The sequence below is a fragment of the Lacticaseibacillus huelsenbergensis genome, from assembly GCF_029726355.1.
Lineage (GTDB): Bacteria > Bacillota > Bacilli > Lactobacillales > Lactobacillaceae > Lacticaseibacillus > Lacticaseibacillus casei.
In genome coordinates, this window is record NZ_CP120687.1 from 2287592 (window position 1) to 2313448 (window position 25857).

Sequence of the window (25857 nt, forward strand, 5' to 3'; positions counted from 1 at the left end):
AACAGTTTCAAATAAAATGAATCTAATCTCTTAAATCAGCCACGGCCTGAACCAGCCCCTGCTTTTGCGCTTCCGAGATGACCGGATACTTGAGTGGCAAGGCGGTCACTTCGCGATTGATAATCTGCGAAACCGCCAAGCGTGAGTACCATTTGTCATCAGACGGAATAATGTACCATGGATTTTTCTTGGTGGCAGTGTGTTGAATGGCTTCTTGGTAAGCCTTTTGATAGTCATCCCAATAGCGCCGTTCGCGAATATCAGCCAGTGAGAACTTCCAGTTTTTCTCCGGAATTTCGATGCGTTTGAGGAAGCGGTCTTTTTGCTCGGCTTTGGAAATGTGTAGGAAAAACTTTAAAAGTAGGATGCCGTTGCGACGGGCGTACGATTCAAGTGCCTTAATGTCATTGAATCGTTCTGTCCACAATTCATCGTGCACATCAGAAACTGAATCGATGCCGGGGAGATTTTCTTTCAGTAGTAGTTCTGGGTGAACTCGATCGACGAGCACCTCTTCATATTGCGATCGATTGAAAACCGTTAACTCGCCGCCAGCCGGGAAGGCGTTATGAATGCGCCACAAAAAGTCATGGCTTAATTCCAATTCAGTAGGCACCTTGAACGACACAACCGTTGTTCCTTGGGGATTAATTCCGGACATCACGTGCTCAATCATGCTGTCTTTCCCGGCTGCATCCATCCCTTGAAAAATAATGAGAACGCTGTATTGCTTCTGCGCGGCTAGATGTTCTTGCACCTTCGACAGTGTCTTGATGTTATGCTCGATATCTTCCTTGATTTTGTCCTTTTTGTTCTTAAATTCATCTGGTGGTGCCGTGGCGAATGCCTTAATGTCAAACGTGCCAGTTCCGTCGAAACGGTATTTTTCTAATGTCATTTAATCACCCTCACTATTTGCTTATTTTCAACATAGTGGTTCCAAGCGTGATGTGCAAGTGATTGACGCTCCTTGTGTTTAAACCTATGCTAAACTTACGATCAAGAAACGAGGGGATTTCAATGGCTTTACCACGGATTCAGGATGATTTGTACATGGCGATTAACGGCGCGTGGCAAGAGAAAACGCAGATTCCACCAGATAAGAGCGTTGTTAGTGCGGATAGTGATTTATCGGACGAAATTCGCACGAAGCTGGTGGCCGATTTAAGAAAGATGGCATTGACAGGAAGTGACACCGTGTCACCGTTACGGTATGCCGCCCGGTTATTCGCAAAGGCTGATGACAAAGCCAAGCGGCAGCAGTTGGGGATTGATCCTGTGCGCACGCGCGTCCAGACACTGGTAAAGCTTAAAACCTTAGATCAGTTTCGGGCAGCGATGCCGACGCTGATAGCTGCGCAATACGTGTTGCCGGTGACGTCGTATGTCGATGCCGATATGCATGATGCTGAGCACAATATTTTAAATCTGAGTGGTCCGGATACAATTTTGCCTGATGCTGCGATGTATCGTAATGGTGATGCGGAAAACGCCGCTGATCTAGCAGCCTGGTCGAAAATGGCGACGGCCATGTTGGCAGCTGCAGGTTTCAGTGAAAGTGACCAAAAAGATTATGTTGAAGCGGCTAAGCGGTTTGACCGACGCTTGGCAGCGGATGTGCCGGATAATGTTGATTTGGCCGTGGATAGTACCTTTGACAATCCGATGACGTGGCAAGCATTTGAGGAAGCTGCCGGATTTTTGGGCATCCCCCAAGCTTTTGCGGATTTAATGCCGCAAACGCCGACCAAGGTTAATGCCGTGGTCCCGAATTACGTGCCGAACCTACCAACACTTATCACGGCCGACAATTATCCCGAGTGGCATGCGTGGATGGTGATCAACGAATTGCTGTCTTGCGCGACATACCTAAGTGATGATCTACGGCAGCTCGCCGGACAATACGACCGTTTCTTGGCGGGGCAGCCGGAGCCGTCATCATGGACCAAGCATGCTTTTGGCATTGCCAACGAATATTTTGACGATGTGATTGGCCAATATTACGGTCAAACTTATTTTGGGGCAGATGCAAAGGCGGATATCACCGCGATAGTCGAGCAGATTCTTGCGCAGTACCGCGTTCAGCTCGAGAACAATACCTGGTTGAGTTCGATGACCAAGCAAAAAGCGATCCGCAAGTTGGCAACCATGAAGGTGAAGATGGGATACCCTGATCAGCTCTTTTCGCTGTATGACCACTTGACGGTAGATGCCGATGACGATTTACTGACAGCCATTCTTAAATTGAGCAGCCAAACGCAGCAATTTTGGTTTAAGCAAGTAGGCCAGCCGGTAGATCGCAATGAGTGGAACATGCCGGGCCACTTGGTGAATGCCAGTTATGACCCATTGAAAAATGACATCACATTTCCGGCCGGGATTTTGCAGCCACCTTATTACGCGCTTAATTGGACAAAGGCACAGAATCTTGGCGGTACTGGCGTGACCATTGGCCATGAGATTTCACATTCATTTGATAATAATGGGGCGCTGTATGATGAACACGGGAATCTGCACAACTGGTGGACCACGGCCGATAAAAAGGCCTTCGATCAGCTGGTTGAAGCGATGGTGGCACAATTTGATGGCCGGGCGTATGAAGGTGTTAAGGTTAATGGCAAGCTGACAGTGAGTGAAAACATGGCGGATAACGCAGGGATGGATGTCGCGTTGGCTTTGCTTGGCGAACATCCTGACGCCAAGGATCTGCAGGCATTTTTCACGACCTATGCCCGTTCATGGGCTACCAAAATGCGGCCAGAGCGAGTTAAAACGCTGTTACGTCAGGATGTCCACGCACCGGCCGCGTTACGCGTGAATGTGCCAGTCCAGAACTTTCCGGCATGGTACCAGGCTTTTCAGGTACAACCGCAAGATGGGATGTATCGGCAGCCACGGAAGCGATTGACCATTTGGCATCGGTAGTGTGCAAGTGAAAGTGTTTTAAATGAAATAGATTAAATTCAAAAAAACTGGCTCCCATCACTGATGACAAGAGCCAGTTTTTTTCTATGCGTCATGAATCACATGATGATAATGCAGCCACCCGGTTTCCCGTTCGCCAATCTGGTCGTACAAATGCTGGGCGCCTAGATTACTGGTGCGGGTCTGCCAGTTGGCACTTGCAAAGCCCTCATCGGCTGCCAGCTCAAATGCTGCGGCCATGAGTTGCCGCGCCAGTCCGCGGCGCCGAAACTTGGGTGCAACATAGACGTCGTTGATGATGAGCACCGGTTTTAACGTTCGCGTATCAAAGCTGCGATATAAAATGGCAAAACCAGCCAACTGCTCATTGTGTTCTGCGACTAACAAATAACCAAGCCCAGGGTCGTTACGCAAACGTTCGAGATGTGCGGCCATTGCTGGTGAATCGATCGTTAGCGGTACTGGGCTGTCGTGATAATAGCCTTGGATAAGCGGTAATAGATGCGGGATATCTTTTGGCATTGCGCGTCGTGTCGCCATAACAGGGCATCCTCCTCGTTTAAAAATTATCAGATTTCTTATTGATGAAATTGCTAAAGAGGTATTGTGGCATTTTTTTCTTAAACACAAGCATATGTGACGGTTGCGGTTACCGATAATTACTGCCGATCTTCCGTTGCCATCGAGAAAACCGCGACACAGCCGAATCCAGTGTGGCTGGCAATTGTCGGCCCGATGTTGCCGATTTGCAGTGGGGTTTGCGGCGAGGCTTCATGAAGCCGATCTTTAATAAAGTTAGCTGCCTCCCGATCACCGGAAGTGGAAATGATGACGCGGTGTTGCGGATTTTCCTGAACGGCTTTTAAGGTTTCGTTGGCCAAGTCGATGAGTGAACGTTTGCGGGCGCGAACTTTTCGAACGACGCGTAGCTTTCCTTCAGTGTCAACATCCATCACCGGCTTGATATTCAACATAGTGCCCAGCGCCGCTGACGTTCGGGAAACCCGGCCGCCATGGTAAAGAAAATCAAGCTTGTCAACGGTGAACCACATCCGATAGTCAAGTCGGTGGTCGTTTAGCCATTTTGCTAATTCATCGATCGGCATGCCGGCATCGCGTTTATCAATGGCATCAAGGACAAACTGGCCTTCACCGGCACACGCGGCCAAAGTGTCAACCAAGTAAATCTGGGCGTCCGGATACTTTTCCAGCAACATAGCGCGAGCTTGGGTGGCCGAGTTGAAAGTTCCGCTCAGGCCGCTGGAAAAGCCAATGTAGAGAATGGGCGTTTTCGCCTTGACGTAAGGCGTGAAAAAGTCAACAAATTGGCCGACGTTAACCTGCGTCGTGGTCGGCATGACATTCTGCTTGAGCTGCTGATAAAAGGCGTTGATATCATAATGATCCTCACCAAGATCGTCTTCGTATTCCACACCATCAATCGTAAAGTGCATCGAAACGAAATCGACGTGATGATCATGCAATGTCTGATAAGGAAGATCACAACAAGAATCGGTTAAGAGTTGATACATGGACTCACCTCAAAATACCCGACAAATAACGGGTTTATTTAAATCAATACTACGCTGTTTGACCTGGTTCCGAAAGTGAAGGGGCTGTTACCAACATAACGTAGGTCAAAGTGGTTAAAAATTCGGGGTGCTCTGATGGCGTTAAATTTACCCAGAACTAAAAAGTCGAAGGGCAACTTGTGCGATTCGACTTAAAAGACTTAATTTTCTTTCGTATCTTTCGCATCAGACGTTTGGTTAAACAACTTGCCTAACGCCGGCAAAGTGCCTAATGAATCAATAGCCGTGCTTGGCAAAACAACCGTGTTGGCCGTGCCTTTAGCCAAAGCTTCGATGGCTTCAACATTTTTATACTTCAAATATAAGTCGCCATTGTCGATCAACCCGGCATTGATTGAGTTGATTTGATCCTTAACGGCAGCCGCGATTAACCGTTGACTTTCCGCGTGGCCCTGCGCTTGGAGAATCTGGGTTTGCTTATTGGCTTCAGCTTCCAAAATGGCTGCCTGTTTTTCACCTTCAGCTTTGGCAATCGCTGCTTGCTTGTGGCCTTCTGCTTCCATGATGTTGGCTTCCTTTTCCCGTGAAGCCCGGAGTAGTTTGTTCATGGAATCCTGAATCGTGGCATCTACCTGAATGGAATCAATGTTGACCCGGTCGACATTCAAGCCATAGCCGGCAGTTGTTTCGGCAATTTGCTGGAACAAGGTTTGGTTAATGGTCTCGGTGCCATTCAAAACATCGTTCAGATCCATATTACCGATAATCCCACGCAAATTAGCCCGGGTATCCTGAACCATTGAAAGGACGGAATCTTTGTTTTGATAAACATAGGCGTTGACGTCGGTAATGTGATACTTAAGCGTTTCAGAAATCCGCACGACAACGTTATCTTTTGTGATGACTTCCTGCTCGTCAACTTTTAACGGAATCTGCTTCATGTTGACAATTTCGGTGATGCGATAGATAAACGGCGGTACCACATGAAAACCAGGCTGCAGCGTTGCCACATACTTACCAAGTCGCTCGACGATGCCAACTTCACCAGTATGGATAATGGCAACGCTGGTGAAAAGCACAGCGATGACAATGACTAAAACAATCACTGCGATTGAAATAAGAACAACATTCATATACAAGACCCCCCATGAGTCAAAACTGCTCTAAGGCTTAATATTTTAAGCGATGTTCCGGTTTAACGACGCCGAGGAACAAAGGTGAAACCGCATTCACAACAACCAAATCGCCAGCCGCAGCATCATCATTGACGCGATAATGATAATGAATCCCATACAGCGTTATCTCGCCTTGTCGCGCCGAGGTTGGCAAAATAAAGGTGGTTCCTAAAAGCCGATCATCAAGCATTGGCGTCGCTCCTTTCCAAATGTATCCAGATTAATAATGGTGGCTGACCATAACCATTATCATCACAAGCTAATTCTAAAGCACGGTTAGTGGAAAGACAATCAGGACGGCTCAGCGACAGTAAGCTTTATGGTGAGGATTGTTGCGGTATTGATAAAGCGCTGAATCGGGGTTTTAGCATGCGCCGTAAAATGCCGGATTACCGTAGTAAAAATTGCATTTTGTATGTTCATGGGCAAGAATTTTCTAACCCTATTATCCGAAAAACGTTTGACTTTGTTACAATAGGATCAATCAACGCGACCGTTTGCCTTTAAAAAGGGATGCGGCGATAAGGGAGGATTTTTTTGCGGAGTCGGCGAGTCATTTATGCAGATACTTATCGCCATCGGTGGCACCGGTGGTTATTCGTCGCCGGTGGCATACTGGTTGTCTTATTGCTGGTAGGATGGTGGTTGCAGCGCAATCCGCGACCGGATCCATCAACATACCCCATTTTGGGCGTGCGGTTGGACCAGACAGACGGTGTTCAGGATTTTGATCGTTTACGCGCCAGTAAAGTCAGCTTTGTTTATCTCAAAGCGACGGAAGGCAGCAGCTATTTTGATGACAATTTCAATACGAATTTTAACCAGGCGGCCGGCAGTCGGTTAAGCATTGGTGTCTATCACGTTTTCAGTTTTGAAACCACGCCACAAGCACAGGCGCTTCAATTCGAGCGAAAAGTCGGATCAAATATTGGCGATCTTCCCATCGGCATTTATTTAAGTTATTACAGGGAGCAAAAGCCAAGTGCTGCATGGCTGACTCAGCATTTGAATGCGTTTATAACGACCATTCAACAGCAATATCATCGGCCGGTACTATTGATGGGGAGCCCTGATATTTTGGCAAAAGTTAAAACGGTTGTGCCTCAAGCACCACGGTGGTTCGTGAGCGACAAACAGCCGGCGCAAAAGGGCAACTTTTGGCAATATACTGCAGGTGCCCGTATCCCCAACGGACCGCAAGCAACTTATCGCGCTGCCGTATTTATGGGAAAGCGAAGCAGCTTTTTGCGACTGGCGCAATAGGCGCTCAATTGCGCAATCATCCTGACCATTCGCAAAACACGCTGATCTAACAAAACTGTTCGTTAAATGTTCGCCGAAACTATCCTCGATTGTGGCATATTGGGCCATACTAATAGCGAGGTGAACAGGATGAAAAAAGTACTGATCGGCCTGGTCGTGCTGGTTGTACTCGTTTTTGGCGGTTTAAAGATTTTTGAAATCACCAATTATGGCGGCACCACGTACTACACAAAAATTACCAACACTGGTCAGCGGGTCACCAATCGTGATAATGAAGGTAACAAGCACACGATTTATGCTTACGATCTGCCTGGCTTTGATGAGCGAGGCGGCTTACAACAGTTGAAGTTTAATGCGAATCGAGATCGTCCGTTAAGAAAAAATGCGTTTCTGAAAGTCACCTATAATGATAAAAAAGGCGTCACCAGTTGGGAAAGCATCTCACGTTCACAGGTTCCCAAAGCAGCTTTGGCCAAGCTTGAGTAGGCCATCATAAAAAGACAGCAAAAAGTGCCGGTCCGCAATGGATCGGCACTTTTTTGGCTATTAGCGTAAGTCGGCTTCTGCACTGATGAATAGCTGATGCTTGTCACGCACTTGGAATAATAATGGCATAGGTGGCGTCTTCGGCTTCGTCATAAATGGTCTGTGGGCCATTGTCGTCTGCTGTGATGACCAGTTTGTACCCATAATGATCAAGAAATGTCAGCTCGTTAATGGTAATCCCAACCACTTGCCCTGGCAGGATTTTATTGTCGATTGCGATCTGCAGCTGCGGCGAGATCGCTAGCGAGTGGGTCTTGTTGGTCTGTTCATCAAGAAAAGCAAAGCTTCCCGTGAAGTTCTTTGCCAATGCCATTGCCGGATTCGGTGCTTTGCCCTTATCCTTGTGATGATGACCGCGGTGCGCGAGTGCATATTTCAACCCGCGTAAAAAACTCGCCATGTTTTCGACCTCCCATTTTTATCTATGTTTAGTCTACCATGAGATTTTTATTTAGTGGTTACAGTGGTGCTGTTTTTCTGTTACTGGGCTGTTACAATAATCATGAACGGTTCTAATGGCCTTTAATTTAGGCCATGGTGGAATCAAAAAAGAACGTGCACAGTTGCGGATGAATGCAGCTGTGATCATGTTTGAAGGAGGACTTGCCATGTTGAAACTCGGCGTGATCGGAACAGGATGGATCACCAAGCAATTCGTGGCTGCAGCAAAGGCCACCAATGCCTTTGAGCTGACGGCAGTTTATTCGCGACACGAAGAAAGTGCTCAGTCATTCATCGACCAGACGGCACCTGCAACGGCGTATACGAAGATGGACGATTTTCTGGGCAGCGATGTGGACGTGGTGTATATTGCCAGTCCTAATAGTCTGCACGCCTCGCAAGCGTTGGCGGCACTGGATGCCGATAAGCACGTGATTGTTGAAAAGCCATTGGTCGCAACAGCCATGGAATTTGAGAAACTAGATGAAGCGTTGCGCAAAAAGCCACAATTGTATCTTTTTGAAGCTGCGCGCCACGTCTATGAGCATAACTTCCAGGTTGTCAACGACTTCACCCACCGCCAGCAAATCGATGGCGCGACCCTCACGTATATGAAGTATTCGTCCAAATATGATGCTTTTTTGGCTGGCAAATTACCGAATGTTTTCAACCCCGAGTTCGCAGGCGGTGCCTTAATGGATCTGGGCATTTATCTGGTTTACGATGCCGTTGCGTGGTTCGGGGTTCCTGACAATGCCGTTTACCTGCCGCATTTTCTTAAAAGCGGCGTTGATGGCGATGGTGTAGCGCGGTTGGATTATGGTGACTTTTCTGTTACATTAATCACCGGCAAAACGACCAACAGTTCGCTGCCATCGGAGATTTATTCCGGCAGGCAGACCCTGACGATGGATAATGCAGCGGAACTTGAGACGATTAAACTTGACGATCAGGTTTTAAGCACCGAAAAGCTGGACAACCCAATGGAAGCGGAGGCTGCTTACTTTGCCAAGGCAATTACCGGTCAGGATCGGAATGCCTTTGATAAAGCTTGGCAACTCGCCAAGGAAGTACACCAAGTCATGTCGATTCTGCGGACTTCCGCTAATCTGGACTTTTAGTGAGGACGATCATTTTGACAATTGCAACCCCGTTTCAAAAACGGTGGCAGGCTGATGGCTTTACTGAACAAACGCCGATTCAGGCCGCTGTTTATCAGCCGCTAAAAACCGATGAAGATGTGATTGGTTTGGCACCAACCGGATCGGGCAAAACGCTGGCATTTGGCTTACCGTTATTAGAAAAAATCGTGCCGGGTGATGGCCTTCAGCTACTTATTTTGGCACCTTCACAAGAGTTGGCTATCCAGACGCGCAACGTGTTAACGCCTTACGCGCAAGATATCCATGTCAACGTTCAAGGCATTATCGGTTCGGCGAACGTGAAGCGGCAGTTGACGCGGCTTAAAGAAAAACCGGAAGTGATTGTGGCAACCGCTGGGCGTTTGTTGGAATTAATTCAATCACGTAAGTTAAAACTGGCTGGTTTGCAAACGCTGGTCGTTGACGAAGCCGATGAAATGTTGCGGGATCCCGGCTTTGCGCAGGTTCGAGAAATCACTGCGGCAGCTCCGGCCGAAACGCAGCTGGCATTTTTCTCCGCCACACCAAGCCCTTATTTCAAGGAAATGTCTAAGTGGTTTGGCAAAACGCCTAAATTGATTGATGTCCGTGCCATCGACAAGACGCAAGGAACGGTTCGGCACCTTTTCTTGCAAACCGATCGCGCGCATCAAATCGATTGGTTGCGCACGCTGGCCCACACCGATGGCTTCAAGGCACTGGTTTTCTTCAATCAAAATGCTTCGTTAGAACGGGCTGCCGGCATTTTGCGCCATCAAGCCGTACGCTTTGCCGTATTATCGCGGGAAGGCCGCCAAACCAGCCGACAAAAGGCCTTAACCGATTTTCGGCATGGTCGCGTGACTTTGTTGTTAGTGACCGATATGGCAGGCCGTGGGTTGGATATTCCCAAGCTACCGGCCGTGGTGAACTTTGATCCGCCAAAGCGAGCCGAAGTGTATATTCATCGCGCCGGACGCACCGGCCGCATGGGCGAGTCAGGAATGGTCGTGACCTTGGGGGATGATCATGATCGCCGTGACTTGGCCAAGCTGGTACCGCAATATGGGATTCACCGGGCGTATATGGTCGATGGCAAGTTAGTCGACACGCCACCAACACCATCGGCAGACACGCCAAAAGACAGCGCCACCGTTGATTCAGCAGCTCAAGTACCTAAGCAAAAACCAGCACGAAAAATGCCTAAGAAAGAGCAGTCAGCTAAAGCAGTTGATCCGGGCGAGAAGCCGCATCGCAAGCATAAAAAAAATCGCGTGCGGGATCGGCGGAATAAAGGTAAGCATAAGAAACAGCCATGAGACGAAATCAGCGGTATGATAAGGACGGAGGGCAGTCATGGAAAGTATGAAGGCGGAACAAATGGCTGCTATGATGACGCTGATGAGTGCAGCCGGTGATGCGCAAAAAGCGACGATGGCAGCGATTGATGCAGCCAAAGCCGATCAAATCGAACGCAGCCGCAAACTTTTGAAACACGCGGATGCGAAGCTGAAGCAAGCTCATCAAGCTCAGACCCAAATGCTGACGTACGAGGCACGAGGTCAAAAAGTTGACGTCACCTTATTAATGGTGCACAGTCAGGATCATCTTATGAGTGCCATGACAATCCGTCGCCTTGCCGATGAGATTATTGATCTTTACCAGCAAGTCCATGCCCAAAAGTAAAACGGGTGGCTGTGGCAGGTATCAGCATAACCATCGTCATCATAACGCGCTTGCCGGCGCAGGGGTCTGCGTGTAAGGACCTTGGTCGCAATGGCCTAAGCCCGGGCCATCACGCCCAAGGCCACTTACACTCCGACCCCTAAGCGCGCCGGCTCACGCTCACAAGCAAGAGAGGTAATCCCCATGAAAATTGAAAAGACATTACAGACACCGGCAGCATTTTTATATAGTAAAATCGTAGCGCCGGTCCAAGCCGATATTATCGCAGCAGGCCATCAGCCAGTTGATATGGCTAAGCTTGGTGGTTTTACCTACCGCAAGCAGTTTCCTGATGGTGAATGGGCACAGGTGAAAGTCACCCAAAATGTGATCAATCGCGAATTTGCGATGCTGACAATGACGCGTTTCTCACGGTTCAAAGTCCGTTATTTGATCACACCGTTGAGTGCCGCGGCTAGTCGCGTTCAGGTGAGTGAAACCGTTCAGCCGATTAACTGGGTTGCACAACTCAAACAGATGGTTACGGAACTTCTGGTTGGCCATAAACGCCGCCGCAACGTTGGGCGAATGCTCGACTCGATTGAACGGTCGTATCGAACTGCTTAACAAGTAAGCTACGCGTTGAACCATTGTTACTAGCAATGAAAGTTAATGACAACAAAAGTCTTCTGCTCGCTGGTGCAAGTGGAAGACTTTTTCTATTCTCTATTTTTCGGATATATTACATGCTGGCTTATATTTCCGAGTTCCTATTTTTAAAAATACTTGATTTTTTAAAATTAAGGTCGATAATTAAGGAACAATCAGCAATGTTTATGGAATTTAAAGAATGAAGGTGGCGACGCATGAGCTATTTACCATTAAGCAAATTTAAGTACAACAATAATGGCACGGGCAGAAAGAGCCCTCAGGAAATTGATGCTGAATATCGACTCAGACTTTCAGGGCCGTCAACGGTTACAACTACGCTCTTTCCTGTACTTGAAAACCCGGCTCTGTTGGATCTCGCGGCCGCAGAAAATAAAGCGATTTCTGTCGCGAAATACCCTATATTTTTTGTCGAGACACATGATATCAATCTCCTTGTGAGTCGTATTCAGAGTCATTCGGCGACGATTGTCAATTTAGCCAATCATCAGCAATTTCCTCCTGTTGCGATTAGAAGTTATTTAAAGAAGCTTTTGAGTAACGAGATTATTTTTACGAACGAAATCGAAGGCGTTCAGACAAATCCTAAGGAAATTGGAACCATCATTGGTAATTTACAGCAGAAGCCTGGTAGAGTCGAGAAACGGTTGGAGTCTACCATTCGGAAGTATCATGATTCGGCCACTGGTAGAATGAGGCAGATTAACGGGTTGAAGGATTACCGTGACATTTATGATGAGTTGCTAAAAGGAGAAATACCAGACGCAAAGTTGCCCGATGGTAAATTATTTAGGAATAAATTTGCATTTATTGGTACAGATGCTCACGCTGTTCATATACCGCCTGTTACCGAAAACGAAATTGAAGTGGCCTTGGAACAATTAATCATATTTATGAACAGTGATGATTTGCTTACCCTTGAGAAAGCGGTTATCACGCACTTCATGTTCGAGAATACGCATCCATTTTTGGATGGAAATGGCCGTACCGGACGATATTTGCTGTCATCGTATCTTTCAAGTAAGCTCGATCCATTTACGGGTTTATCTGTTTCAACCGCTATCCACAACAATCTTTCGACCTATTATCGGCTCTTTCAAGAAGCTGATAATATTGAAAACAGGGCAGAGCTAACATTCTTTCTAAAAGGGATGTTAAAGATTATCGAAAGTGGTCAAACAGACGTTATAAATGAGCTGGAGTCGTCTAAGGAACAGCTGCAATCAACTAGCAAAAAGTTGTATGCGAAGTTCACTGATCTGGATGACGTGATGAAGGAGGTCCTGTACGTTCTTCTTCAATCGTATTTATTTACCGAAAGCATCACTTATGGTATACAAGATCGTGATATTGTTGAAGTTCTTAAGCGAACCCCTAACTCGATTCCGAGGACACGGACTAAACGTGCTATTGATATGCTGGAAAGTAAGAAAATGATTACAAGCGTTTCAAAAAATCCACTTCAGCACGTCATAAGCAAAGAAGTGTTAGCCGAAATACTGCCATCAAAATGATTGCAGACTAACAAAGGTACTGAACCGTTTGAGATTTATTACTATTTTTATTGGTTTTTTACCGTGTAAGCAAAAGGCCTTCCCGAAAAACACAGACGGAAGGCTTTTTGTGGATTTTATGTTAGTTGATTTTGGTATGCTATAATGATGCGGCAGGAGAGAATCGAACTCTCAACCTACGGCTTAGGAGGCCGGCGCTCTATCCGATTGAGCTACTACCGCGGAACATTCACAAGTTTAAACTAAACCTGCGTTTAGGGCAAATTAATCAGAGAGCGTGAACTGGCGCGGTTAGAAGTCGGAGTGTAAGCGGCCTCAGGCGTGATGGGCCCGGTCTTGGCCATTGCGCCTGAGGTCCTTACACGTAGACTTCTGCGCCAGTGAGCGCGTTTTCGCGGCAGTATCGGTACGGGGCGGGTTTTGACCGTTACGCCCAAGGCCCTTACACGCAGATTTCGGGGCTGACAAACGGTTTATGGAAGCGAAATGAATGGCAAAAAAGGCGCCAAGCAGCCTGTCATTCTTATGCTGTCAATGATCAGTGAATAACCTCGTCTCCTTCAGCAACACGTTAACTGATCCAAAATCCACCCATACCAAAGGAGGATGCCCACATGCAAGCTTTCATGAATGTTTATGTCCCCGGATGGTTGATCTTCATTGGTGGCATCCTGCTCATTAGCGTGGTTAATGGTGCGACGGTTCAAGCCATGGTAAACCATGCCGGCCGATCGAACACGCAAATATGGTACATGAAGCCGGGCATTTTTGTTCATGAGTTGTTGCATGCCGCTATTGCGCGAGTATTTGGCTTGCAGGTGACGAATTTTTCGTTGCGAGCCGATCCGTTGCAAGGCAGCGCTGCACATGTCAGTTTGCGTTATGATCGGCATGATCCGCTTGCCCAGCTGGGGCTGTTTTTATCCAGCAGCGCACCGGTTTGGGGCATCAGCATTGTCTTGTTGGTCCTTGGTCGGTGGGCGTTTTTCCCGGCAGGCAATCAGGTGTGGCAAGTACTTGCGGCTTCATCGAGCCTCAGTGAAAAATGGGTCATGATGCGCGGCATGGTGGCGATTAACTGGCAGTGGTTGGCTATTTTTCTAGTCGTGACCCTGATTTTGACGCCGGGTGTCGCTTTATCGCATCGCGACCTGCAGAATATGTGGCAAAGTGCGCCGGTGGCGTTTTTAGGCACCATGGTCATTTTCTATCTCTTCCTCACGTTCTGGCCAGCCGGCTTTTCGTGGTGGACTTTGTTGAATTTGAATTTATTGTTACTGGATTTAATGGTGTTAGGCTTTAGTCTGGTTATTTGGTTTGTAGTCAATTTGCTTTAAATACGGCAATTTGTGGTAGTAAGATGGCGTCACATTTCGAAGTTAATACTTTTGAAAAGGGCATCTGCCATAGTTATCAAAATCTATAATTGAGGCAAGCAAAAACCGGTTAGGGGGAGAAGTATGGTTGTCACGCAACCAACAACGATTTTAAAAGAAAAATTCGGTTACGATCATTTTCGAACCGGCCAAAAACAGGCAATTGATCGCGTGATGGCGGGAGAAAGTACCTTAGTCGTGATGCCGACCGGTGGTGGTAAGTCGTTGTGCTACCAGGTGCCGGCTATGTTACTGCCGGGATTGACATTGGTGGTGTCGCCTTTGATTGCCTTGATGAAGGATCAGGTTGACGCGTTAAATGACAACGATATTCCAGCAACGTTTATCAACAGCACGCTTGATTTTCAGACAATTAACGAGCGACTGAATCAGGCAAAATCGGGGCAGATTAAGTTGTTGTATGTGGCTCCGGAACGATTTGACAACGACTGGTTTGTGCAGCAACTTGCCGCGACGCATGTGGCGCTTTTTGCGATTGATGAAGCCCATTGTATTTCACAGTGGGGCCATGATTTCCGGCCAAGTTATCTGAATCTAGCCCAGGTCGCTGCCCAGTTGCCTGAACATCCGCCTGTGATTGCCTTGACTGCAACCGCTACGCCGCGGGTCAGTCAGGATATTTGTCAACGGCTGATGATTCCGGATGATGGGGTCATTAATACCGGATTTGAACGCGATAACCTTAGCTTTAAAGTGGTTCGTGATCAGGACGAAGATCGTTATCTGCTGGATTATCTTAAACTCAACGTCGATCAATCCGGCATTATTTACGCGAGCACTCGCAAAGAGGTAGATCGCCTCTATACGTTCTTAGAACATAAAAAGTTACCAGTGGCAAAGTATCACGCCGGTATGACTGAAAAGCAACGGGCAGCCAATCAAGAAGATTTTCTGTTTGATCGCAAGCCGATTATGATTGCAACGAATGCATTTGGCATGGGCATCGATAAAAGCAACGTTCGTTTTGTCATTCATGCCCAAATTCCCAAGGATTTGGAGTCTTATTATCAGGAAGCCGGGCGTGCCGGACGGGATGGCTTGCCAAGTGAAGCCATTTTGTTATTCAAGCCGCAAGATTTACAGGTACAACGGTTCTTCATTGACCAATCCGAAGGTGACGAGGCGCACAAACAGCGGCAATACGACAAACTAAAAACAATGGAACGTTATGCCAATACCGACCAGTGTCTACAACAGTTCATTCTGGATTATTTTGGGCAAACAGGAACTAAGCCATGCGGCCGCTGCTCTAATTGTCTTGATGATCGCGAATCGGTTGACGTGACCATCGATGCCCAGAAGGTGTTGTCATGTGTCGTACGGCTCCATGAACGGTTTGGCAAAGGCGTTGTTGCCCAAGTACTTGCAGGGGCGCACAATCAGCGTGTCTTGTCGTTTCACTTGGATCAGCTGTCTACATACGGCTTGATGCAAAATCGCCGTCAGCGTGATATCACAACGTTTATCGACTTTTTGACGGCTGGTGGGTATCTTGAGACCCGCGGCGGCCAGTATCCGACACTTGGGCTTACCGCCAAAGGAGCCGAGGTTTTACGCGGCCGGGCAACTGTTTTCCAGAAAACCGCGCAGAAAGCGAAGCAAACACTGGAAGTCGATGACACAGTCTTCCAGGAATTACGCAGTACTCGGCGTCAGTTGGCAGAACAACAGCATTTGCCGCCTTACATGATCTTTTCGGACAAAACGCTAAAGGCGATCGGCAGCGCGATGCCGCAAACGATGGACGAGTTTTTGGCTGTCAAAGGGGTCGGCCAAGCCAAACTCGACAAATACGGTCAAATCTTTTTGGATGTCTTGAAGGCGATCCAACCGGAAAAAGCGCAAAGCTAAGTCGACCGGCACATCAATCAAAAACCGAACCAAGGCATTTTTGCAGTTGTTGCAAAATGCTTTGATTCGGTTTTTTACGCTGTTATGGTGTAGAACACTACGCCCAGTCACCGTTGCGGAAAATGGGAACTACAGTGCCGTCGGGTTTAATACCATCAATGTCCATGCTGGCGGAGCCCATCATGAAGTCAACATGGGTAGGACTTTGATTTAAGCCGGTTGTCCTTCGTTGTTCGGCGTTCATTGCCACGCCGTCTTTGACTGAAAATGGGTAGGCTTGGCCGAGTGCCATGTGGTCTGACGCGTTTTCGTCATAAAGGGTATTGAAGAAAATGAGCCCGGATTGGGAGATGGGGGATGGATCCGGAACCAGCGATACTTCGCCTAGTGAACGGGCGCCAGGCGTTTTGAGCAGGTTTTGCAAGACATCATTCCCACGATCGGCATGGGCCTTCACGACTTGTCCGTTTTTAAACGTAAATTGCATGCCTTCCAGGATCTGGCCGCTGTAGCTAAGGGGCTTGGTCGAAACAACCGTGCCGTCGATTCGCCGGAAATCCGGAGCCGTGAAGACTTCTTCCGTTGGCATGTTGGCCATGAATTCTTCGCCACGCGGATTGAAGGCGCCACCGCCCTTCCAAATGTGATTCTTCGGCAATCCAACGACCAAATCCGTCCCCGGCGCCATGTAATGCAGTTGATCAAATTGCTCAGCGGTCAGCCATTTCGCCTTTGCGCTCAATTTCTGATCGTGCGCTTTCCAAGCGGCTTCTGGATCAGGCTGGTCAATGCGGGTAGTTTTGAAAATCGCTTCCCACAACCGGTCAGTTGCTTCTTGCGGCGTTTTGGCGTCAGGGAAGACTTTCTGCGCCCATGCCGGACTAGCGGCACCGATAATCGTCCAGCTAATGCTCATTGAGCTGATGGCGTTCATCAGGCGTTGGTAGGCTTTCGTGAAAGCTTTCTGATATTTGGCAATTCTTGTCGGATCAATGGCGGCCAAATTGTCCGGATCACTCGAGATGACGGTGATCCGTTTTGCTTGGTGATCGACCCAGTAATCAAATTGGCCTTTAACAAAAGGCGGAATATTAAAAAGGCGGTCCTCGGCCATATGTGCCATGTCCAGACGTTTGAGTGTATCGTCAGACCACTGAACCTGAACTTCCGCCGCACCACGTTGATAAGCGGCGGCAACAATCAGGCGGGCAAGCTGGGCCTGATCCACGGCAATCTGCAGGTAGACGGTATCGCCGGGTTTGACGGCAACACCGATGTCTACCGCCAGATCGGCATATTGTTTAAGCTTTTCGTTAAAGTTGGCTAATGGCATAATGGGGTTCCTCCAAGTAGTTTGGCAACAGTTTACCATAGTCAAACCGCTGACTGGCGTAAGATGCCTCGAATTAGCATCAAAAAATGTCAAAATAAATTAAGAAAAACTGAAATTTCTTTATGAATTCGGTTCCTTTCTGCTTTCATCTCTGGTAAAATAACAGCAAGGCACGGGGCATATCTTTTGGAGTGGAGATGTTGCCCCAAGTGTCTAAAATTTAGTTGTGTGCAAGTTAGTTTTAAATAACTTTTAAAGAAAGTAAGGGGAACAATATGGCACGAAAGAAAACTATCACGCATGATCAGATTCTCAACGCAGCATATGACCTGGTTGTGGAACAAGGCTTTAAGAGTTTTACCGCACGGAATATTGCGAAGAAAATGAATTGCTCGACCCAGCCGATTTATTTAGAATTCAAGAATATGGCTGAATTAAAGCAAGCGGTCATGGATCGTATCAAAGAACTGTTGGCATTGAAGATGGCTAAGCATTATACGAATGATCCGGTTGTTGACTTGGGGTTAGCTTATATTTACTTTGCATTAGAGAATCGTCCGCTTTACCGCGCGGTTTTTGTTGAAGATCATTTTGGGGTTGACGAGATGCGCGAATATGCGATGAGCACGGCCATGCGCGTCTTTGATGCTTATGAACCTGCTAAGAACTTAAGCGAAGCGCAATTGCGTAACACGATTTGCGGGGTATGGATTGTCGCAACAGGGATTGCTAATTTAATGGCACCTGGCTTCATCGATATCACCCGCGATCAGATGGTCGACATTTTAACCGCCGTAACGCAAGACTTTATTGTCAATGGCCGGTTTTCAGACGACCCGCGAATCTCATGGTTTGAAAAAGCTCAAATCGCACAAGGCTATTAAACGATAAACTGGGGAACATCGTTTTGCCGTGCGCCTTGTTGTCGATAAAACTAATGTGAATAAAACCTGCTTGCCAATTGACCGGTGTAAGGTCGCGTGCAAGCAGGTTTTTTGTTGCTCCAGCGCTCACAGTACTGGAAAACCGCTCAACAATGCGCTATTTTTGACTTACCAAGTGTTATCCTAACAAAATGAAACGGACAGCACCTAAAACCAAGAAGGAGTCAGTTATGGGAAGTTCATCCGACCTTAAAGAATTATTACGCGAGCGAGTCGCAGCTAAGTATACGATTGATGATTTGAAGGAGACGGGGAAAAAGATTCGAGAGACCGCCCCGATTGAGAGCCTCGCTGCCGTTAGTAAAATTGATCGTGATCCGGTTCAGTTTATTAATAGTGTGGAACAGAATTTGACGGAATCGCTATTGCCAATGCGTCACCAGCGAATGGGTGCATCGCAGGCGGCCTTTTTCCGTGGCACTGCCGAACTGATGGCGTATGATTTGCGCCAAGGTGAGAAATCGGGGATCAATCTGTTAATCGATGGCGATGCGCACTTACAAAACTTCGGCTTTTACGCCTCGCCGGAACGAAATTTACTTTTCGACCTCAATGACTTTGACGAAGCTCAGATTAATAGCTTCGAATTTGATATCAAACGTCTACTAACCAGTGTTTATCTGCTTGGTGATCAGCAGGGGTTTGCGGCAGATAAGTTAGATGAGCTGGTGCAAACCGATGCCAGCATTTATCGCAAAACCTTACGGGATCTCTTCAAGCTTGGTGCTTTGGATCGCTTCTATCAATCCACTGAGGTCAATCATCTTATGCAGGAAATTCCCGGCGCAGAAGACTCGCAATTGTTGGCGAAATTCGTTAAGAAAGCGACAAAACGCAATAATGATTCTGTCGTTAAAAAATATACCCTGACAACTGATGATGGCCACATGCGGTTCAAAGACGATCCGCCGAGTTCCGTGCGGCTTGACCAAGCAACTTACCAGGCGATTTATGATGGGTTTACCCAGTATCGCAAGACCGCGCGTTCGGATATTCTGGTTTTGTTAAGCCAGTATCGAATTACGGATATTATTCACCACAGCGTTGGTATTGGTAGTTTCGGGACGAACTGCTACTTAGTTTTGCTCAGCGGCTTAGGCGGCAGTCATTTAGTCCTGCAGGTCAAGGAAGCATTACCGCCACGGCCAGAATTATTACCGCACACCGAACGCATCACGTTGCAGCAGGAAGTTAGCCAAGGACAGCGAATCATTGCCGCGCAGATGATACTTCAAAAAGCCTCTGATCCCTTTTTAGGTTGGTTTAACGTCGGCGATAAAAGTTTTTACGTCCGCCAGTTTCGAGATATGAAAGGTTCGGTGGATCTGGAGGAACTTAGCTTTACTGAATTTCAGTATTATACCCAGATGACGGCGTATCTTTTGGCCATGGCACACGCCCAAACACCCCAAGCAGCAGTCGTCACTGGTTATTTGGACAAGCATTTCGACAGTGCGGTTCAGCGGTGGAGTAAGTGGTATGTGAACCAGGTTAAAGCCGATTATGCCGCTTTTCTGCGCGCAGTTGACTCACATCTTCTGGCATAAACGGCAATGCACCATTTCGAGTGCCGTTATTATTCGATTGATTGATGAATCAAAATAAGTTTTGCTTGTTTTTACTGGATTGACTCTGGCAAAATTAAAGAGAGCTTTAATCGTTAGTAGGAGGGAGGGTAAAGCATGGCACGGAAAAAGCATCGCCAAAAGCGACCGTTGCTTTCAGCGGAACAACAGGACATGATTCGTTCAGGCCAGATGGCGTTAGCAGAGATGAAGTTGCCGCGCCGGACCAAGTTTTGGGTCTTTGTCCGCTTGGCAATGAATCGTGTGGCTGAATCCAACATCGGCCAAAGCGCGGCGGCTATCGCCTACTATGCGTTATTATCGCTCTTTCCTTTGATCTTATTTGTTGCCAACGCCTTGCCATACCTGGGGCTGACTTACAGTAGTTTAGCAACTTATTTGACACAGGCGGTGCCTTCGAATGTGATGAAGTGGCTCGATCCGGTGATTGCCAATTTATTAAACACAAGTAGTGGCGGGTTATTGGGAATCGGTGCTGTCGCCACATTGTGGGCTGCTAGCCTAGGTGTGAATGGCCTGAAGATGGGCTTTAATCAGGTTTATGGCGTAGATGCCACGCAGAATTTCATTATTCAACGGTTGTTGTCGATGCTGATGACTTTTATGCTGATTATTGTGATGGGCACGATTTTAATTGCTTTTGCATTTGGCCGCCAATTTCTCGAGTGGTTGATTCCTTTGCTACGCTTGAACGATGATTGGCTAAAAACATTTAATACCTTACGTTGGCCGGTGACGGTTACGGCATTATTCATCATCATTATGTTTCTTGATTATTTTTTACCGAATGTCAAAATCAAGATATGGACGGTGCTGCCAGGCACTGCATTCACAGTGATTGGCTGGCTTCTGATTGCCCAAGCCTTTTCGTTGTATATGCATTATTTCGGCACCCGTTACCTGTCGTATGGCACTATCGGTACGTTCATTGCCATTATGTTGTGGCTGAATTTTTCGTCATTGGTTTTATTGTGGGGTGCGGTGATCAATGCGCTGACGGCAGAGTATTTCATCGGTCGGCTTCATCGCAGTAAGGGAAAAGTCCACGACTTTGTGAAGCGGCGGGTGAAAACGCCGCGGCCAAAAGAGAAATCATAATGAATTCAATTTGCCTTCAGCGGCACAATAAAAGGCTCGCGCGACAATCTGCGCGAGCCTTTTGGGTTCAGTTTATTTTATTGCATAGATTTGAATTTTTCGACTAACTGTTTGGTGAAGGCTTCCAGATGCTTGATGTCTTCTTCTTCAGGAGAAAGATCGATTTTAACATTCTCGGCTCCCTTGGTTGCGCCGGTTTTGGCGAACGCCTTGTCGAAATCATCGACAGACGTGGCGAAGTCGTCATAGAACCGGTCGCCGCTGCCGCAACAGCCATACACTTTACCAGTCAGGTCGAGATCCTGAAGCTCTTCATAAAAATCAACTGCTTCATCCGGTAACTCGCCGTCACCAACATCCGAATAGGTGTAAGTTGCCGTCACACAAATATCAACATCTTCAAAATCGCTAGCCAAGGCTTGTGAGACTTCCGTGGTCGTGACATCGACATTCAAATCTTCAAAAGCCTCTTCAACAATACTGGCGATGTCTTCATTGTTACCGGTTAGGCTGGCATATACAATTCTCGCGCTTGCCATTATTCTAGTCATCCTCCTAAAAAACAGCTCTCGATTTTCCGATGACGGCGAGGCTGTTGTGCTTGTTCATTCGCCTGATTATAGCATAGGGTGACAGCTTCTGGGCGATTCATTCATCACAATGGCTGCACTCGCGCTCTTTTCCAATTAATGCTACACTAATTGCGAGTTAAAATCGTATTGGAAAGCAGGCAAGAAGTTTGATTACCATCAAATCAGCACGTGAAATAAAAGGTATGGCCAAGTCAGGCGCTATTTTAGCAGCGATGCATGTTGGCTTGCGCGATATTATTAAACCGGGAATCTCAAGCTGGGAAATCGAAAAGTTCGCCAAAGAGTTTTTTGAGTCTCATGGCGCTAAAGCAGAACAAGTTGGTTTTGAAGGCTACAAGTATGTGACCTGCGTCAGCATTAATGATGAAGTTGCTCATGCCGTTCCGCGTAAGGGATTGAAATTAAAAGACGGCGATGTTGTGAGTGTCGATACAGTGATCAGTTGGCATGGCTATTTTAGCGATTCCTGCTGGACATATGGTGTCGGTAAGGTCTCGGAAGCTGACCAGAAGCTGATGGATGTGACCAAGAAGTCATTATATCTGGGGATTGATGAAGCGGTCGTCGGTAATCGAATCGGTGATATTGGCGCGGCGATTCAGACCTATACAGAAGACGACAACGGTTATGGGGATGTTCGTGAGCTTGTGGGTCATGGCATTCAGCCGACGATGCATGAAAGTCCGAATGTGCCGCATTATGGCGTTCCTGGTCACGGCTTGCGGCTCAAGGCAGGCATGACCATTACGATCGAACCGATGATCACGGAAGGTACCTGGAAGATTAAGGGCAAACAGGTGCCAGGCGATACATGGGAATACTATGTTACGGCTGATGGCAGTAAATGTGCCCAGTACGAGCATACCCTTGTGATTACGGATAACGGTCCGAAGATTCTGACCTCACAAGGTGATCCGATTGACGCCAAGTATCAGTTGACCGAAGACGATCTCAAGACGCTTCCGGAATAATGGGATTCGCCGTTAGCCAGACCAAGGCATGACGAACGGTTAATCAGAACCAGCCATCACGGAACCTGTAAGCAGGAAGCAGCCATTTGTTTCCTGCTTTTGTTGTTTTATTTGGCCAAGTATATCGCTTTTAGATACCGTGCTGGCGGATAATAGACATTGCAAGTACAAGAGAAAAGAGGGACGATATGGCAGCTCAGGAAGCATTGATCTCGGTCATCATGCCGGTCTATAATGCCGAAAAGTATCTGGCTCAGGCACTGGATAGTTTGCTGGCGCAGGATTATTCGAATTTTGAGATCATTTGCGTGGACGACGGGTCAGTGGATACCAGTAAGATTATTTTAGCAGCCTATGCCCGCCAGAATGCGCGAATTCATGTTGTTCGGGTTAAAAATGGTGGCCAGGCCCGCGCGCGGCAGGTTGGCATTGAACACGCCAAGGGCTCGTTCCTCGCTTTCATGGACAGCGATGATCTGGTTCACCCCCAGTGGTTATCAACTATGGCAGAAGGGATGCAAACGCCGCGGGTCGATATGACGGTGGTCAATTACTATAACTATATTGGCGGCACTAAAATTAAAGCCCGGTCGTTTCACGCGCCTGTATTTACAATCGAAGGTGATGACAAGTATCGGTATTGGCTTGAGGACCATGATCTGCGTGGCTATTTATGGAATAAAATGTTTCGCGCCGATTTGTTCAAGGAGCCAGTGCCGGTTGCCAACTTTAATTTACTTGAAGATGCTTATTTCATCGGCCAACTCTTGCCACGCATTGATCAAATTCATTTTGTCGATCAACCGCGATATTACTACCGATTTAACGCGACCAGTAGCGTTCATGCTAAATTTCAAAAGCGCGATCTGGAAGCCATTCACCAACTGGGTGCCGTTTTCCTGACGCTTGCGCGGAAAAAACCGGAACTGACTTCGTTGGCAGTACGCCGGTATGCGGCGTTGAGTTTGTTTGTGTTATCGAAAATGTCGCCGCGGCAGTTAGTGGCTAACTGGGGCTACGCGCAGCAGTTAGGAATGGTTTTAGCGCAGTATGCCCGCGAATTTCAAGGCATTATTTCGGCCGGGGATGCCAATGCATTGGCGGCAGACAAGCCGGGGAAAGCAAGCCTTTTAGGTAAGTTGCGCGCCTGGTCGCATTTGCTGGGATTACCAACATTTGATGACTTGAATAAGTTGGCCGGTCGTGAAAGCGATGAGGCTAAGAAGGAGTCGTGATAGGTCGTTCATGTTGTGGGAGAATTTGTTGTTTTGTTGGCAAATGTGAAATCGAATTTCCGCTTTCTATAACGCGCTCACCATAATGCGTTTCCCGGCGCAGGAGCCTGCGTGTAAGGACTTTGGTCGCAATGGCAAAGGACGCGCCATCACACCCAAGGCCGCTTACACTCCGGCTCCTAACCGCACCGGCTCACGCTCACCAAAAAAGCAGCCATCGCCCTCAAAAGAAGGCAATGGCTGCTTCATATCGATTATCATGGAAAATGGGGTGCCGTGTTGGGGAAGGTCAGTTTTGACCCTTTACTTTACGCGGGCTTTTTTTCGGTGGTGAAGAGGTCGGTGCTGTTGGTTTCGGTCACTTTAGCACTGACCGGTGTGGCATACAGATTCATGCCTTCCTTTTTGAAAGCCTGTGCCTGGGCAACGGCGTCGGCGAATTGCTGCGCCTGGTCGGCCGTGATCTCAGCGTCGTATTTGTTGATCCGAATGCTTGTGGCTTTACCAGCTTCGGACTTGAAACTAAAAATCAGTGTTTTCATTAATAATCCCTCCGGTTAACTTAGGCGACGACAGCAGCTTGTTGTTGCAAGACGGTGCTGGTCAGTGTTGCGTTTGGATAAAGCTTCGCAAACGCTTGACCGATTGCCAGCAATTCTTCGTCTTTGGCATTAGGGTCAACGTTGTTCATCCGCCGTACCTGCTTGAATGCTTCGTTCTCCGGGTCGGTCAGGGTATAAACAATCGTTTGGCTCGTGATATTGCGGCTCATGGTGATTCCTCCTTATAGTGAATGACTGGTTTGTTAACGACTCGGCCGATGTCGTTTAACAGTGGCTTGGTTTGTAAGGCGGTTGTTTTGCCTTACACTGATATAAATTGCTAAGGAGGATGATTTGACAACGCGGTGAGGGAAAATTTTAACGTACAGCAGCACTGAAGGTTTGCAATCTGTGACATGACAATTATCAGAGGAGATAGAATGATAAATCGAGCAGTCGTCTTTTGTGTAAAAGGTTTACATATTATGCTGACAGCTACGGCGATAACATCTTTAATCAAGCACTATAAATCAGCCAATCCGATGAAAATACTGGTGATAATGGAGGGTGGGTATCAAGAAGATATCGACTTCATTCGCCAGATGCCCCAGTTGTTTGGCAAAGAACAAGTATCGATTGACTTTTGGACGCCGCCTTACGATATGATGGAAAAAGTCTCGGATCATTTTGAAACAGGCACAAAATTGCCGAAAATGGTCCTTTGGCGGCTGTTGCTGCCTTATTATTTCCAGGCGTATGATCAGTTGGCTTATTTGGACAATGATGTGCTGGTCACAACCGATGTAAATGAACTGTTTGATCAGCTAACACCGGAGGACATCCTTGGTGGGGTTTTAGATTACGAAGATGCCACACACCCGAATCATAATCGGGCAAAGGAATTTTTCCTGCCTAGTACGGACCAATACATCAATGCGGGAGTATTTGTGGCTAATGCCCGCGCTTATCGGGCTTTTGCGCCGTTTGACAAGATGATGGCCGCTATCAATCGGCGTAATTACCCGTATGGTGACCAAAATATTATCAACATTGTCTTTTATCAGCACATTCATCTGTTGCCGTGGCGGTTTAATCTGCAATACGATGATCGGTTACTGAATAAGTATGAACATTTGGCACCGCAACGGGTCAATGAAATAAGAAGCCAGTTGGACCGGCCGGGGATCATTCATTTTGCCTCGAATGGCTATTTTCCCATGCCGTGGGATAAATTTACGCCAACCACGCGTTGGGAAAGAATGTGGTGGCAGACGTTTGCCGAGATTAAGGAGAAACAGTTAGCGTTTTTGGATCCTGGACAGCAAAAATGATAAGCGGCTTATTTCTCCATTTCTAAGTGCTCCTGCTCCCGCTCTTGCAGAAAGTCTAATGTCTGCTAAAATAATTAAGGTATTTCTTTAAAAAGGGTAAGGTTTTTGCTGACTAACATTTTTGT

At 47.3% G+C, this 25857-nt stretch carries 26 protein-coding genes and 1 tRNA gene; 16 read left to right on the forward strand and 11 right to left on the reverse strand.

The genetic code is table 11. From position 1 onward, the window contains the following. Positions 1 to 22: 22 nt before the first annotated feature. Positions 23 to 898, reverse strand: a complete 876-nt coding sequence (locus LHUE1_RS10555) for a PPK2 family polyphosphate kinase (protein ID WP_049173007.1) — start codon at positions 896 to 898, stop codon at positions 23 to 25. Between the two features lie 122 nt (positions 899 to 1020). On the opposite strand from LHUE1_RS10555, the gene LHUE1_RS10560 reads away from it, so the two are divergent. After that, positions 1021 to 2925, forward strand: coding sequence for a M13-type metalloendopeptidase (locus LHUE1_RS10560; RefSeq protein ID WP_049173009.1), 1905 nt, complete (start codon positions 1021 to 1023; stop codon positions 2923 to 2925). A gap of 84 nt (positions 2926 to 3009) precedes the next feature. On the opposite strand, the gene LHUE1_RS10565 is transcribed toward LHUE1_RS10560, so the two are convergent. The 4 genes from LHUE1_RS10565 to LHUE1_RS10580 form a co-directional block, all read right to left on the reverse strand. Continuing rightward, positions 3010 to 3465 (reverse strand): GNAT family N-acetyltransferase, encoded by a 456-nt coding sequence (locus tag LHUE1_RS10565; RefSeq protein ID WP_049173011.1) that lies wholly within the window; start codon positions 3463 to 3465, stop codon positions 3010 to 3012. A 119-nt stretch (positions 3466 to 3584) separates the two neighbouring features. After that, positions 3585 to 4457, reverse strand: coding sequence for a DegV family protein (locus LHUE1_RS10570; protein WP_049173012.1), 873 nt, complete (start codon positions 4455 to 4457; stop codon positions 3585 to 3587). Between the two features lie 200 nt (positions 4458 to 4657). After that, complete coding sequence (locus LHUE1_RS10575; RefSeq protein ID WP_049173014.1) at positions 4658 to 5590, reverse strand: SPFH domain-containing protein; 933 nt, start codon at positions 5588 to 5590, stop codon at positions 4658 to 4660. A gap of 37 nt (positions 5591 to 5627) precedes the next feature. After that, positions 5628 to 5822 carry a hypothetical protein gene (locus tag LHUE1_RS10580; RefSeq protein ID WP_025012952.1) on the reverse strand — a complete coding sequence of 65 codons (195 nt, stop codon included), beginning with the start codon at positions 5820 to 5822 and terminating at the stop codon, positions 5628 to 5630. Between the two features lie 347 nt (positions 5823 to 6169). Between LHUE1_RS10580 and LHUE1_RS10585 the strand changes: the two genes are divergently transcribed. After that, entirely contained in the window at positions 6170 to 6895 is a 726-nt protein-coding gene (locus tag LHUE1_RS10585) for a GH25 family lysozyme (RefSeq protein WP_049173015.1), read from the forward strand. A gap of 129 nt (positions 6896 to 7024) precedes the next feature. Then, positions 7025 to 7381: a YxeA family protein gene (locus LHUE1_RS10590; RefSeq protein WP_049173017.1), complete on the forward strand. Its 357-nt coding sequence runs from the start codon at positions 7025 to 7027 to the stop codon at positions 7379 to 7381. A gap of 103 nt (positions 7382 to 7484) precedes the next feature. On the opposite strand, the gene LHUE1_RS10595 is transcribed toward LHUE1_RS10590, so the two are convergent. After that, positions 7485 to 7841 carry a DUF4828 domain-containing protein gene (locus tag LHUE1_RS10595; protein WP_010489127.1) on the reverse strand — a complete coding sequence of 119 codons (357 nt, stop codon included), beginning with the start codon at positions 7839 to 7841 and terminating at the stop codon, positions 7485 to 7487. A gap of 208 nt (positions 7842 to 8049) precedes the next feature. Between LHUE1_RS10595 and LHUE1_RS10600 the strand changes: the two genes are divergently transcribed. From LHUE1_RS10600 to LHUE1_RS10620, 5 genes are all read left to right on the forward strand, one after another. Continuing rightward, positions 8050 to 9003: a Gfo/Idh/MocA family protein gene (locus tag LHUE1_RS10600; protein WP_049173054.1), complete on the forward strand. Its 954-nt coding sequence runs from the start codon at positions 8050 to 8052 to the stop codon at positions 9001 to 9003. 14 nt (positions 9004 to 9017) lie between these two features. Continuing rightward, complete coding sequence (locus LHUE1_RS10605; RefSeq protein ID WP_049173019.1) at positions 9018 to 10322, forward strand: DEAD/DEAH box helicase; 1305 nt, start codon at positions 9018 to 9020, stop codon at positions 10320 to 10322. Between the two features lie 37 nt (positions 10323 to 10359). Beyond that, the gene (locus LHUE1_RS10610) at positions 10360 to 10689 is read left to right on the forward strand and encodes a PTS lactose/cellobiose transporter subunit IIA (protein WP_049173021.1); all 330 of its coding nucleotides are present in this window, start codon (positions 10360 to 10362) and stop codon (positions 10687 to 10689) included. A 183-nt stretch (positions 10690 to 10872) separates the two neighbouring features. After that, positions 10873 to 11295, forward strand: a complete 423-nt coding sequence (locus LHUE1_RS10615) for a DUF3284 domain-containing protein (RefSeq protein ID WP_049173024.1) — start codon at positions 10873 to 10875, stop codon at positions 11293 to 11295. A 239-nt stretch (positions 11296 to 11534) separates the two neighbouring features. Then, a complete protein-coding gene (locus LHUE1_RS10620; RefSeq protein ID WP_049173026.1) occupies positions 11535 to 12851 on the forward strand; it encodes a Fic family protein in 1317 nt (438 codons plus the stop codon). A gap of 148 nt (positions 12852 to 12999) precedes the next feature. On the opposite strand, the gene LHUE1_RS10625 is transcribed toward LHUE1_RS10620, so the two are convergent. Further along, a tRNA-Arg gene (locus LHUE1_RS10625) sits at positions 13000 to 13073 on the reverse strand. A gap of 392 nt (positions 13074 to 13465) precedes the next feature. Between LHUE1_RS10625 and LHUE1_RS10630 the strand changes: the two genes are divergently transcribed. Continuing rightward, the gene (locus tag LHUE1_RS10630; RefSeq protein ID WP_049173028.1) at positions 13466 to 14188 is read left to right on the forward strand and encodes a hypothetical protein; all 723 of its coding nucleotides are present in this window, start codon (positions 13466 to 13468) and stop codon (positions 14186 to 14188) included. A 123-nt stretch (positions 14189 to 14311) separates the two neighbouring features. Further along, positions 14312 to 16099, forward strand: a complete 1788-nt coding sequence (gene recQ, locus LHUE1_RS10635; RefSeq protein WP_049173030.1) for a DNA helicase RecQ — start codon at positions 14312 to 14314, stop codon at positions 16097 to 16099. Between the two features lie 97 nt (positions 16100 to 16196). Here recQ and LHUE1_RS10640 read toward each other — a convergent pair whose 3' ends face one another. Further along, complete coding sequence (locus tag LHUE1_RS10640) at positions 16197 to 17432, reverse strand: aminopeptidase (protein ID WP_049173032.1); 1236 nt, start codon at positions 17430 to 17432, stop codon at positions 16197 to 16199. A 275-nt stretch (positions 17433 to 17707) separates the two neighbouring features. On the opposite strand from LHUE1_RS10640, the gene LHUE1_RS10645 reads away from it, so the two are divergent. From LHUE1_RS10645 to LHUE1_RS10655, 3 genes are all read left to right on the forward strand, one after another. Then, a complete protein-coding gene (locus LHUE1_RS10645; RefSeq protein WP_010489114.1) occupies positions 17708 to 18316 on the forward strand; it encodes a TetR/AcrR family transcriptional regulator in 609 nt (202 codons plus the stop codon). A gap of 230 nt (positions 18317 to 18546) precedes the next feature. Next, positions 18547 to 19923, forward strand: a complete 1377-nt coding sequence (locus tag LHUE1_RS10650) for a DUF2252 domain-containing protein (protein WP_049173034.1) — start codon at positions 18547 to 18549, stop codon at positions 19921 to 19923. 135 nt (positions 19924 to 20058) lie between these two features. Beyond that, positions 20059 to 21060 (forward strand): YihY/virulence factor BrkB family protein, encoded by a 1002-nt coding sequence (locus LHUE1_RS10655; protein ID WP_277848248.1) that lies wholly within the window; start codon positions 20059 to 20061, stop codon positions 21058 to 21060. Between the two features lie 77 nt (positions 21061 to 21137). Here the strand turns inward: LHUE1_RS10655 and LHUE1_RS10660 are convergent, their stop codons facing one another. Continuing rightward, positions 21138 to 21599, reverse strand: coding sequence for a flavodoxin (locus LHUE1_RS10660; protein WP_049173038.1), 462 nt, complete (start codon positions 21597 to 21599; stop codon positions 21138 to 21140). Positions 21600 to 21799: 200 nt separating this feature from the next. Here LHUE1_RS10660 and map point away from each other — a divergent pair, with 200 nt between their 5' ends. Together map and LHUE1_RS10670 are read left to right on the forward strand one after the other, a co-directional pair. Further along, a complete protein-coding gene (map, locus tag LHUE1_RS10665) occupies positions 21800 to 22624 on the forward strand; it encodes a type I methionyl aminopeptidase (RefSeq protein ID WP_025013679.1) in 825 nt (274 codons plus the stop codon). A 188-nt stretch (positions 22625 to 22812) separates the two neighbouring features. Next, positions 22813 to 23859, forward strand: a complete 1047-nt coding sequence (locus LHUE1_RS10670) for a glycosyltransferase family 2 protein (protein WP_049173040.1) — start codon at positions 22813 to 22815, stop codon at positions 23857 to 23859. A 308-nt stretch (positions 23860 to 24167) separates the two neighbouring features. On the opposite strand, the gene LHUE1_RS10680 is transcribed toward LHUE1_RS10670, so the two are convergent. Both LHUE1_RS10680 and LHUE1_RS10685 read right to left on the reverse strand, forming a co-directional pair. Next, positions 24168 to 24401: a DUF2922 domain-containing protein gene (locus LHUE1_RS10680; RefSeq protein WP_010489103.1), complete on the reverse strand. Its 234-nt coding sequence runs from the start codon at positions 24399 to 24401 to the stop codon at positions 24168 to 24170. A gap of 20 nt (positions 24402 to 24421) precedes the next feature. Then, positions 24422 to 24631 carry a DUF1659 domain-containing protein gene (locus LHUE1_RS10685; RefSeq protein WP_049173042.1) on the reverse strand — a complete coding sequence of 70 codons (210 nt, stop codon included), beginning with the start codon at positions 24629 to 24631 and terminating at the stop codon, positions 24422 to 24424. A 210-nt stretch (positions 24632 to 24841) separates the two neighbouring features. On the opposite strand from LHUE1_RS10685, the gene LHUE1_RS10690 reads away from it, so the two are divergent. After that, positions 24842 to 25732 (forward strand): glycosyltransferase, encoded by an 891-nt coding sequence (locus LHUE1_RS10690; protein WP_049173044.1) that lies wholly within the window; start codon positions 24842 to 24844, stop codon positions 25730 to 25732. Positions 25733 to 25857 lie beyond the last annotated feature (125 nt).

What these genes read in the sequence shown, in the direction of transcription:
- LHUE1_RS10555 (WP_049173007.1), bottom strand. Translation starts at nt 898, where the DNA reads ATGACATTAGAAAAATACCGTTTCGACGGAACTGGCACGTTTGACATT.
- LHUE1_RS10560 (WP_049173009.1), top strand. Translation starts at nt 1,021, where the DNA reads ATGGCTTTACCACGGATTCAGGATGATTTGTACATGGCGATTAACGGC.
- LHUE1_RS10565 (WP_049173011.1), bottom strand. Translation starts at nt 3,465, where the DNA reads ATGGCGACACGACGCGCAATGCCAAAAGATATCCCGCATCTATTACCG.
- LHUE1_RS10570 (WP_049173012.1), bottom strand. Translation starts at nt 4,457, where the DNA reads ATGTATCAACTCTTAACCGATTCTTGTTGTGATCTTCCTTATCAGACA.
- LHUE1_RS10575 (WP_049173014.1), bottom strand. Translation starts at nt 5,590, where the DNA reads ATGAATGTTGTTCTTATTTCAATCGCAGTGATTGTTTTAGTCATTGTC.
- LHUE1_RS10580 (WP_025012952.1), bottom strand. Translation starts at nt 5,822, where the DNA reads ATGCTTGATGATCGGCTTTTAGGAACCACCTTTATTTTGCCAACCTCG.
- LHUE1_RS10590 (WP_049173017.1), top strand. Translation starts at nt 7,025, where the DNA reads ATGAAAAAAGTACTGATCGGCCTGGTCGTGCTGGTTGTACTCGTTTTT.
- LHUE1_RS10595 (WP_010489127.1), bottom strand. Translation starts at nt 7,841, where the DNA reads ATGGCGAGTTTTTTACGCGGGTTGAAATATGCACTCGCGCACCGCGGT.
- LHUE1_RS10600 (WP_049173054.1), top strand. Translation starts at nt 8,050, where the DNA reads ATGTTGAAACTCGGCGTGATCGGAACAGGATGGATCACCAAGCAATTC.
- LHUE1_RS10610 (WP_049173021.1), top strand. Translation starts at nt 10,360, where the DNA reads ATGGAAAGTATGAAGGCGGAACAAATGGCTGCTATGATGACGCTGATG.
- LHUE1_RS10615 (WP_049173024.1), top strand. Translation starts at nt 10,873, where the DNA reads ATGAAAATTGAAAAGACATTACAGACACCGGCAGCATTTTTATATAGT.
- LHUE1_RS10620 (WP_049173026.1), top strand. Translation starts at nt 11,535, where the DNA reads ATGAGCTATTTACCATTAAGCAAATTTAAGTACAACAATAATGGCACG.
- LHUE1_RS10630 (WP_049173028.1), top strand. Translation starts at nt 13,466, where the DNA reads ATGCAAGCTTTCATGAATGTTTATGTCCCCGGATGGTTGATCTTCATT.
- recQ (WP_049173030.1), top strand. Translation starts at nt 14,312, where the DNA reads ATGGTTGTCACGCAACCAACAACGATTTTAAAAGAAAAATTCGGTTAC.
- LHUE1_RS10640 (WP_049173032.1), bottom strand. Translation starts at nt 17,432, where the DNA reads ATGCCATTAGCCAACTTTAACGAAAAGCTTAAACAATATGCCGATCTG.
- LHUE1_RS10645 (WP_010489114.1), top strand. Translation starts at nt 17,708, where the DNA reads ATGGCACGAAAGAAAACTATCACGCATGATCAGATTCTCAACGCAGCA.
- LHUE1_RS10650 (WP_049173034.1), top strand. Translation starts at nt 18,547, where the DNA reads ATGGGAAGTTCATCCGACCTTAAAGAATTATTACGCGAGCGAGTCGCA.
- LHUE1_RS10655 (WP_277848248.1), top strand. Translation starts at nt 20,059, where the DNA reads ATGGCACGGAAAAAGCATCGCCAAAAGCGACCGTTGCTTTCAGCGGAA.
- LHUE1_RS10660 (WP_049173038.1), bottom strand. Translation starts at nt 21,599, where the DNA reads ATGGCAAGCGCGAGAATTGTATATGCCAGCCTAACCGGTAACAATGAA.
- LHUE1_RS10670 (WP_049173040.1), top strand. Translation starts at nt 22,813, where the DNA reads ATGGCAGCTCAGGAAGCATTGATCTCGGTCATCATGCCGGTCTATAAT.
- LHUE1_RS10680 (WP_010489103.1), bottom strand. Translation starts at nt 24,401, where the DNA reads ATGAAAACACTGATTTTTAGTTTCAAGTCCGAAGCTGGTAAAGCCACA.
- LHUE1_RS10685 (WP_049173042.1), bottom strand. Translation starts at nt 24,631, where the DNA reads ATGAGCCGCAATATCACGAGCCAAACGATTGTTTATACCCTGACCGAC.
- LHUE1_RS10690 (WP_049173044.1), top strand. Translation starts at nt 24,842, where the DNA reads ATGATAAATCGAGCAGTCGTCTTTTGTGTAAAAGGTTTACATATTATG.